6 protein-coding genes and 1 pseudogene are annotated in these 9,022 nt (G+C 65.3%); 3 read left to right on the forward strand and 4 right to left on the reverse strand.

What is annotated here, in order from left to right; all coding sequences use genetic code 11:
• Positions 1–215 (forward strand): annotated as a pseudogene (locus JaAD80_RS26845) (thiamine-phosphate kinase); the annotation flags it as partial.
• Between the two features lie 7 nt (positions 216–222).
• On the opposite strand, the gene JaAD80_RS26850 reads toward JaAD80_RS26845, so the two are convergent.
• From JaAD80_RS26850 to JaAD80_RS26860, 3 genes are read right to left on the reverse strand one after another with little or no spacing between them, the layout of a single operon-like run.
• Entirely contained in the window at positions 223–2,799 is a 2,577-nt protein-coding gene (locus JaAD80_RS26850) for an EAL domain-containing protein (protein WP_102299106.1), read from the reverse strand.
• On the reverse strand, positions 2,796–4,826 hold the full coding sequence (locus JaAD80_RS26855) for an ATP-binding protein (RefSeq protein WP_102299108.1): 2,031 nt from the start codon (positions 4,824–4,826) through the stop codon (positions 2,796–2,798). Before JaAD80_RS26855 ends, JaAD80_RS26850 begins: the two co-directional genes overlap by 4 nt.
• Positions 4,827–5,429, reverse strand: coding sequence for a YfiR family protein (locus tag JaAD80_RS26860; RefSeq protein ID WP_180979612.1), 603 nt, complete (start codon positions 5,427–5,429; stop codon positions 4,827–4,829).
• Between the two features lie 241 nt (positions 5,430–5,670).
• On the opposite strand from JaAD80_RS26860, the gene JaAD80_RS26865 reads away from it, so the two are divergent.
• Entirely contained in the window at positions 5,671–6,153 is a 483-nt protein-coding gene (locus JaAD80_RS26865; RefSeq protein ID WP_102299115.1) for a CinA family protein, read from the forward strand.
• Here JaAD80_RS26865 and JaAD80_RS26870 read toward each other — a convergent pair.
• The gene (locus JaAD80_RS26870; protein WP_258003205.1) at positions 6,143–7,915 is read right to left on the reverse strand and encodes a diguanylate cyclase; all 1,773 of its coding nucleotides are present in this window, start codon (positions 7,913–7,915) and stop codon (positions 6,143–6,145) included. The two genes, JaAD80_RS26865 and JaAD80_RS26870, sit on opposite strands and share 11 nt — an antisense overlap.
• 212 nt (positions 7,916–8,127) lie before the next feature.
• Here JaAD80_RS26870 and JaAD80_RS26875 point away from each other — a divergent pair, with 212 nt between their 5' ends.
• A complete protein-coding gene (locus JaAD80_RS26875; RefSeq protein ID WP_102299113.1) occupies positions 8,128–8,856 on the forward strand; it encodes a hypothetical protein in 729 nt (242 codons plus the stop codon).
• Positions 8,857–9,022: the final 166 nt, after the last annotated feature.

Consider the following 9,022-nt stretch of genomic DNA (forward strand, 5'->3'; position numbering starts at 1 on the left):
GCCGCCGCTACACGGCCGCCGGCGGCGACGATTATGAACTGTGCTTCACGGCGCCGGCATCCGCGCGCGCGGCCATCGCCGCCCTGGCCATCGCCTGCGGCACGCCAGCCACGCGCGTGGGCCGCATCGAAGCGCAGCCAGGCTTGCGGCTGGTGGATGCGGCCGGGCAGCCGCTAGATTTACAACTGAGCTCGTTCGACCACTTCAGCGAATAAGCTTCGCTCAGCGCACCGCCACCCGCGCCAGCCCCGGCTGGTTCACCATCCAGTAGTGCTGGAAGGCCAGGCGGATGTTGTCGCGCAGCTGGGTGTCGTCCCACGGCTTCGTATAGAAGCGGTAGATGGCGCCCCGGTTGATCGAGTCGAGCACCGCTTCGAGGCCCGTGTAGCCGGAGAGAATGATGCGGATGGTTTCCGGGTACAGCTCTTTTACCTTACTGAGGAATTCCGTGCCGCTCATGCTGGGCATGCGCTGGTCGCAGACGATGACGTGCACGCGGTGCAGCGCCAGCATCTCGAAACCTTCGGCCGGCGTGCTGGCCGTGAGGATTTGATAGCCCTCGGGGCGGAACAGCCGGTGCAGCGAGGACAGCACATTGACGTCGTCGTCGACGATGAGCAGGGTTTGCGCCGGCTGGGCGGCCGGGTCATGGCCGGGCGGCAGGCCGGCGCCGGCGACGATCATCTGTCCCAGTTCCAGCGCCGGCAGGGCGCGGCTGAAATAAAAGCCCTGGATTTCATCGCAGCGGTTGCGCCGCAGGTATTCGAGCTGCGGGCGCGATTCCACGCCTTCGGCCACCACGCTCAATTTCAGGCTGTGCGCCATGCTGATGATGGCCAGCGCGATGGCCGCGTCGTTCGGGTTGCTGGTGATGTTGCGCACGAAGGCGATGTCGATCTTCAGCTTGTCGATGGGGAAGCGCTGCAGGTAGGCGAGGCTCGAGTAGCCGGTGCCGAAATCGTCGATCGCCACCTTCACGCCGATTTTCTTCAATTTGCCCAGCACGACGATGGTGCGCTCGGCATTCGACATCAGCGCCGTTTCCGTCAGTTCCAGCTCCAGCAGTTCCGGCGCCACCTGGTAGCGCGCCAGCGCGTGCGTCACTTCCCCTTCTAGGTCGCCCTCGGCAAACTGGCGGCTCGACACGTTGACGGCCACGCGCACGGGGCCCACTTCGCTGTCGCGCCATTCGGCGATCTGGCGGCAGGCGGCCTGGATCACCCAGGCGCCGACGCGCACGATCAGGCCCGTGTCTTCCAGCACCGGCACGAATTCGGCCGGCGCCACCAGGCCGTAGCCGGGACGGCGCCAGCGCAGCAGCGCTTCCACGCCGCTGATGCGGCCCGTGCGCAAGTCCACCTTCGGCTGGTAGTAGAGGATGAACTGTTCGTGTTCGAGCGCATGGCGCAGCGCCAGTTCCAGGTCAAGGCGCGCCAGCACCTGCACGTTCATGCCGGCCGTGAAAAAGCGGTAGCCGTCGCGGCCCGCCTGCTTGGCGCCGCCCATGGCCGTATTCGCGTATTTGATCAGCGTTTCCGGATCGGTGGCGTCGTCCGGATACATGGCGATGCCGATGCTGGCCGTCAGGGTGGCGGCGTGGCCGCGCAGGTCGAACGGCGCGCGCAGCGCTTCGCGCACCTGGTTGGCCACCGCCACGGCTTCCTGCTGGTTGCGGCTCATGGCCAGGATCAGCGCGAATTCGTCATTGCCCAGGCGCCCCACCGTGTCGCGCAGGCGCACGCATTCCACCAGCCGGTTGCTGAACTGGCGCAGCAATTCGTCGCCCAGCGCCGCGCCCAGGGTGTCGTTGATGCTTTTGAAGCGGTCCAGGGCGATGAACAGCACCACGATGCGCCAGCTTTTTTCCTGCGCCAGTTCCACGGCCTGGGCCAGGGTCTGGTAGAACAGGCTGCGGTTCGGCAGGCCCGTCAAGCCATCGTAATGGGCCAGGTGCTTCAGGCGCTCCTGCGCCTGGCGCCGTTCGCTGATGTCGCGCGCCACGGCGATCAGCAGCAGGCCGCCCGTGGCCTGCCCGCCCGGCACGGGCGCCTGCGCATACCAGTGCCAGCCCAGCTCCACCGGCACCAGGCTCAGGTCGCGGCGCAGCAGTTCGCATTCCGTCACTTCCGTGGCCAGGTGGGCCGAGCCATCGAGCAGGGCCGCCAGCGGCGCCGGCGGCGGCGAAGGCAGCAGGGCACCGGGCGACAGCGACAGCAGCTCCGCGCGCGCGTAGCCGAGCAAACGGCAGGCGCCATCGTTGGCGTCGACCAGGGCCATGCCCAGCACGTCGACGAGGAAGATGGCGTCGGTGGTGGCGTCCATGGCGCCGCGGAAGCGCTGCAGTTCCGCCGTGCGCTGGCCCACCGTGCGTTCGAGCAGCGCGTTGTAGTGGCGCGCGGCGCGGTGCAGCAGGCGCACTTCGAGCATGTTGCGGATGCGCGTGAGCACTTCCAACGCATCGAAAGGCTTGCTGATGAAGTCGCGCGCGCCCGCCTCCAGCGCCGCCAGCTTGGCGTCCGGATCGGCGGCGATCACCAGCACGGGCAAATAGCCTTCCAGCTCCAGCGGGCGCAGCGCATCCATCACGGCGTAGCCGCTCATGGCCGGCATCACCAGGTCGAGGATGATCAGGTCGAACTGGTGGCGCTGGTGCAGGCCGGCCACGGCGCGCGCGTCGAGGGTGCTGGTGATGGCCGTGTAGCCGCCGCTTTCCAGCAGATGCTCGAGCAGGCGCAGATTGACTTCCTGGTCGTCGACGATGAGGATTTTCGCGCCATAGATGTCGGCCTGGCTGATCATGGCGCGCCCGTGCCTTTCTGCCGGCGCTGCTGCGCCACATGCGCCAGCGCGCTGTTGATGGCCGCGTTGAACTCGTCAAGGTTGATCGGCTTGGTCAGATAGCGGTAGAAGCCCAGCGCCATGCTGCGTTCGACGTCGCCCGGCATGGCGTTGGCCGTCAGGGCGATGACGGGAATGTGCGCCGTGCGCGGGTCGGCGCGCAGCAGTTTCAGGGCGTCAGTGCCGTTCATGGTGGGCAGGTTGATGTCCATCAGTATCAGCTGCGGCAAGTGGGTGCGCGCCATTTCCACGCCCAGGTGGCCATCGTGCGCCGTCAGCAGCCGCAGTTGCGGGCAGTAGCGGACGATTTCCTCGACCAGGGTGAGGTTGGCCGGATTGTCTTCCACGTACAGCACCGTGACGGGAGCGCTATGCTCGAGCAGCGCGCCGGCCAGGTCGGGCCGCGGCAAGCCGGACGGCGGGGGCAGGGGCAAGGCATCGATGGCGCGCAGCTCGATCCAGAAGGTGCTGCCCACGCCCGGCTCGCTGGCCACGCCGATGCTGCCATCCATCAGTTCGACCAGGCGCTTGGTGACCACCAGGCCGATGCCGCTGCCCTCTTCCGTGCCGCCTTCCTGACCCAGGCGGTTGAAGGGCTGGAACAGCAGCGCCACTTGCTCGGCATCAAGGCCGATGCCCGTGTCGCGCACGCTGATGCGCACGCGCCCACCCGGCTGCGGCGCGCAAGCGATGTTCACCTGGCCCTGCGCGCGGTTGTACTTGAGCGCATTCGACAGCAGGTTCAACAAGATCTGTTTCAGGCGCGTGCGGTCGGCCAGCACATTGAGCACGCAATCGCCGGGAAAGGCCATGCCGATGCCGCGCTGGCTGGCCAGCGGCGCGATCATGTCGCGGCACTCCTGCAAGATGGCATCGAGGGCCACCGGTTCCAGCGACAGGCTGACGGTGCCCGATTCGACTTTCGCCAGGTCGAGGATTTCATTGATGAGGGTCAGCAGATGGCGTCCGGATTTGAGGATATGCCCGGCAAATTCCTTCTTTTGCGCCAGCGTCGACGGCAGGCGGTCGGAGCTGAGGATTTGCGCGAAGCCCAGGATGGCGTTCAGCGGCGTGCGCAATTCATGGCTCATCGACGACAGGAAGGCCGACTTGGCATAGTTGGCGCTGCGCGCCTCTTCCATCGCCATGGCCAGTTCGCCATTCGTCATTTCCAGCTGCACCGTGCGTTCATGCACGCGCACTTCCAGCTCCTGGTTCAAACGCATGACTTCCTGCTGCGCCTGGGCGCGCTGCTCGGCCTCGCGCGCCAGCTCGCCGTTCGAGCGTTCCAGCGCCTGCGTGCGCAGCTCGATCTCGGCCAGCATCTTGTTGAAGGAATCGACCAGCTGCGCCACCTCATCGGCGCTGAGCTTGCGCGCGCGGCGCGAATAGTCGCCCGTCTCGATGACTTCGCGCGCCACGTCGGCGATGTCGAGGATGGGCTGCGTGATCACATGATCGAGACGGCGCAGCAGCAGCAAGGCTACCAGCAGCGCCAGCACCGTCACACTCAGGGCGATGGCCAGGTAATCGACGGTGCGCCCCGCCAGTTCATAGTCGGCGCGCAGGTAGACGGTGCCCAGCAGCTCGCCGTTGTCGACGATGGGCTTGAACAGTTCTACGGACTTGCCGGCGATGTTTTCGCCCTCCTTGCCCACCTGTTGCGGCACCGGTCCCGTATGTTCATGCGCGCGGTAGCTGGCAAACAGGCTGCCGTCGGCCTTGTACAGGGCGCCGGCCGTGACGCGCGGGCGGATGCGCATCAAATTCAGGTTTTCCAGCGCCAGGCGTTCATCGTCGAAGGCCAGCGCGGCCGAACTCATGTGCCCCAGCAGCTCGGCCTGGGTACTGATGTCGGCCACCAGGTTGCGGTGGTAGGCGCGCAAGTCGTAGACGACGATGGTACCCAGCGAAATGACGAGGGCCACCAGGGTGGTCAGCAAGACCACCGTCATCAGCTTGCGGCGGATGGAACGCAGCCTGATCATCTAGGCGCCTCCCGTCTGCACGCGGTAGGCGGCCAGCAGCATGCGCGCACTGATGCGGATATGCGCCTGCGCCACGGGTTTCAAGGCCACGTCGAAACGCACCTTGTCGTCGGCCATCACAAAATTGATCATGCTGCCCATGGCATAGACCTCATCCGAATCGGATACCGTCAACAGCGCCAGGCCACGGCTGGCCGCCAGCAGCTCCTGCAGGACCGGTTTGTCCAGCGCGCCCAGATACAGCACATGCAAGCCGGCCAGCGACTCGCCGCGCCGCACCTTCCTGACCTGCACCGGGCGGCCGTTGACGCTGTGGCCCGCCACGCTCAGTTCCAGCTGCTCGGCCAGCGCATCGGCGCCGGCCACGCCGATCACCAGCGGCGCATCGGGCCGCGCAAAACTGCCTTCCGGCCACTCGACGAAACCGGCAAACTTGTACAGATAGGCGGCCTTCACCTGCCGCTCCAGCTCGCCAGGCACCTGTGCCCGCGCATCCACGCACAGCACGCCCAGCAACAGCAATAGCCAGCCCCAGCAAATGGGGCCGCGCACGGGGCCGCGCAGAGGGCCGCTATGCCGCCAGGTCCAGTTCAGTAGTGCCATGACAACCGAGTAAAGATAATGCGTTCGAAGGCGCGGCGCCATGCCGCGTCCCAATGGGTAAAGCGAACCGATGGCGGCACCACGCCGGACGCGCGCCGCCATATTGGTAGCAAATGTATAAAAGAGTGTACGCATTTTCGCTGTCAGCGGGGAAAGTTTCTTCTGCCGCGCTCAGCCCGGCACGGCGCGGCCGGAAAGGCCAGCCATGCTACAGTCATGGCCTCGCATGCAGGAAATCCACATGAACAACGCTATCTTCACACTCTCCACCCAGGTCGGCAAGGTCTTGCAGGAAAAAGGCTTGCTGCTGGCGACGGCCGAATCGTGCACGGGCGGCGGCGTGGCCCAGGCCGTCACCGACATCAGTGGCTCGAGCGCCTGGTTCGAGCGCGGTTTCGTCACCTATACGAATGCCGCCAAGCGCAGCATGCTGGGCGTGCCGGCGGAACTGCTCGCCGCGCATGGCGCCGTCAGCGAAGAAGTCGCCGCCGCCATGGCGCAAGGCTGCCTGGCCCACAGCGAAGCCCAGGTGGCTGTCTCGACCACGGGTATCGCCGGCCCCACGGGCGGCGTGCCTGGCAAGCCGGTCGGCACCGTGTGCTTCGGCTGGGCCATGGACGGGCGCGTGCTCACGCAGCGGCTGGTTTTTGCCGGCGACCGCCAGGCCGTGCGCGCGCAGGCCGTGGCGCAGGCGCTGCGGGAACTGCTGCGTTTTATCCAGTAGCGTCGGCGATGCAGGCGCGGTCGCGGCCTGCCTGTTTCGCCGCATACAGGGCGCTGTCGGCGCGCATCAGGAGCTCGTGGCGGCCGGCGCCGTGGCGCGGATACTCGGCGATGCCGGCCGAAAAAGTGCAGCCCACCAGGCTGTGCGGCGCCTGGCGGATCAGCAGCTCGCGGTAGCGCGCGGCGATATCGTCGATCTTGTGCGCGGCGATCACGCTGTCGGCATCGCGCAACAGCAGGCAGAATTCCTCGCCGCCGTAGCGGCACACCATGTCGCTGCCGCGCAGCTGGCTTTCCACCAGCCGCGCGAACTGGATCAGCACCTCGTCGCCAAAATTGTGTCCATAGGTATCGTTGACGCGCTTGAAGAAATCCAGGTCGATGATGGCGATGGCCACGGGCGCATCCGCATCGGCCTCGTGCAGGATGGCATTCAGGCAGGTTTCAAAATGGCGGCGGTTGTACAGGCCCGTCAGGTGGTCGCGCATGGCCTGCTCCTTCAGGCTGTCCTGCAGCGAATTGACGTGCATGATCTGGTGCGCCAGTTCGCGGTTCAGGTGCTCGAGCTTGACGTTTTCCGTCTCGCGCGCCGCCTGCAGCTCCAGCGCCTTGTCGCGCTCGGCCTTCAGGCTGTGCATTTCCTTTTCCAGGTTGCGCATCAGGATGCGCGACGCGCGCGCCGACTTGCTGCTGGCCTCATAGGCTGCCTGGTATTGCTGCAGGAAACCATACGCCGCTTCCCAGTGGCCCAGCTGGGCATTGATGTCGGCCAGTCCGCGCAGGATCTGCTGCTGGTGGAAGGGGTTGCGCGTCCAGCTCAGCAAGCTGTGCGCCTGCGTCAGGGATGCCAGCGCCTGCGCCGTCTGCCCCGCATGCAAGTCCAGCTTGCCGCGCACCAGCCACGCATGCATCTGTTCTTCCAGGTCCTGGCCGCGGCGCGCATATTCCTCGGCGCGCAGCAGCAGCTGCAGCGCGCTGGCCGGCTGCCGCAGCAGGATGGCGGCGTGGGCGGCGATGCAGAACAAAAAAGCGCGGATGGCCAGGTCTTCTTCCGGCCACTCGTAGAACGGCTCGACCAGCGCCAGCGCCTCGGCCGGCTTGCCGGTAGCGAGCAGGCACATGGCCAGGTTGGCCGAGACAATGGTCTGCTGATATTTCAGCTTTTGCGTGCCGATGATCTCGAGCGCTTCGACCAGCAGCGGAATGGCATCCTCGTCATTGCCCAGGTCGTGCTGCGACGACGCCAGGTTCGACAGGCTGTTGACGCGGTGCGCGGGGCTGCCGAAGCGCTCGGCGATATCGAGCGCCAGCAAAAAGTTGCGCGGGCCGTCCTGCGTGTCGCCGCGGTTCAGGGCATCGACGCCCAGGCGCGCATACAGCATGAATTTATGCAGGGTATCGGGAATCTGCGCGGCCTGGCTGCGCGCCATCAGGAAATGCTGCTCGGCATCGGCAAAGTCGCCGCGCCGGCTGGCGTAAGCGCCTTGCAGGGCCGCCACTTCCATGCCGCCCTCCAGGTCGCACGTCTGCTGGAAATAGTCGGTCAGGCGTTCGCACGGCGGCTCCGCCTCGCCCGCATAATAGGCGAGCCAGCAATGATTGAGTTCGGCGTACGCGCTGCCGCGCGCATACTGCTGGCGCTGCGCCGCCGCCAGCGCCATCTGCGCCAGCCGCCGCGCCTGGCGCCGGTTGCCCACCAGACAAGACAGCGCTTGCTGATTGAGGCGGTCAATGTCGGCTTTATCGAGACTGGAGATCGGCACTGCGTCCTCGTTCACACTCTGGGGTGGATTTTTCACTCAAAACTTGCTCTGCATCAATGGTATCCTGATTAACATCATAACCAGATTCGCTCTTCCCCATGGCATATTTGCAAAGGATTGTGGTAAAAATGCCAGTTGCAGTCTGGCCGGGAGCAATCGCCGCTGTCACGGAACTTTTGGAGTCACTGACGCAACAACTTGGAGTAGTCGCAATGCAAAACACGGTACATTTCATCCTGCAGGGCAAGGGCGGCATCGGCAAGACCCTGGTCTCGACCCTGCTGGCGCAATGGATGGGCGGCAAGGATGGCACGCCCCTGCGCTGCTATGACACCGATCAGGAAAACGCCACTTTTTCGCGCTACAAGGCGATGAATGTCAAACACGTGCCCGTAATGACGGATGCGCGCAACATCGACCCGAAACGCTTCGATGCGCTGATGATCGATATCCTCGGCGAAGAAGGCAACTGCGTGGTCGACAATGGCGCGAACACCTTTTCGCCGCTGATGGGCTACCTGCTGGAAAACGACTGCTTTTCGCTGCTGGAAGAATCCGGCCGCAAGGTCTACATCCACACCATCGTCGGCGGCGGCGACACCCTGCACGACACGGCCACGGGCTTTGTCGCCACGGCGCAATCGACCAAGGTGCCGCTGGTGCTGTGGCAAAACGAACACTTCGGCCTGCTGCAATCGGCGTCCGGCAAGCAGTTCATGGAATCGCAGTCGTACAGCGACAACCGCGCGCGCGTGAAAGGCAGCGTGACCCTGAGCCAGCGCAATCCCGACACCTTTGGCGCCGACGTCAAGAAAATGAACACGGCGCGCCTGACGATGCAGGAAGTGCTGCAGAACGACAAGTTCAACATCATGGAAAAGCAGCGCATCAAGGTCGTCTACCGCGACATCTTCGAACAACTGGACAAGGTGCAATGGTAGTGGACCAGCACAAACTGCGCACCCACGTGTTCGACAAGACGGGCATCCGGATCGACGTCGATGACCCGATATTCGCCCTGGTGGCGCTGAACGAAGCCGTGCTGGCGGAAACCGTCGAGCGCCAGCTGGCCCTGCTGGACACGGCCACGCAGGCGCTGGCGGCGCA

Source organism: Janthinobacterium sp. AD80, from assembly GCF_002878455.1.
Classification (GTDB): Bacteria; Pseudomonadota; Gammaproteobacteria; order Burkholderiales; family Burkholderiaceae_D; genus Janthinobacterium.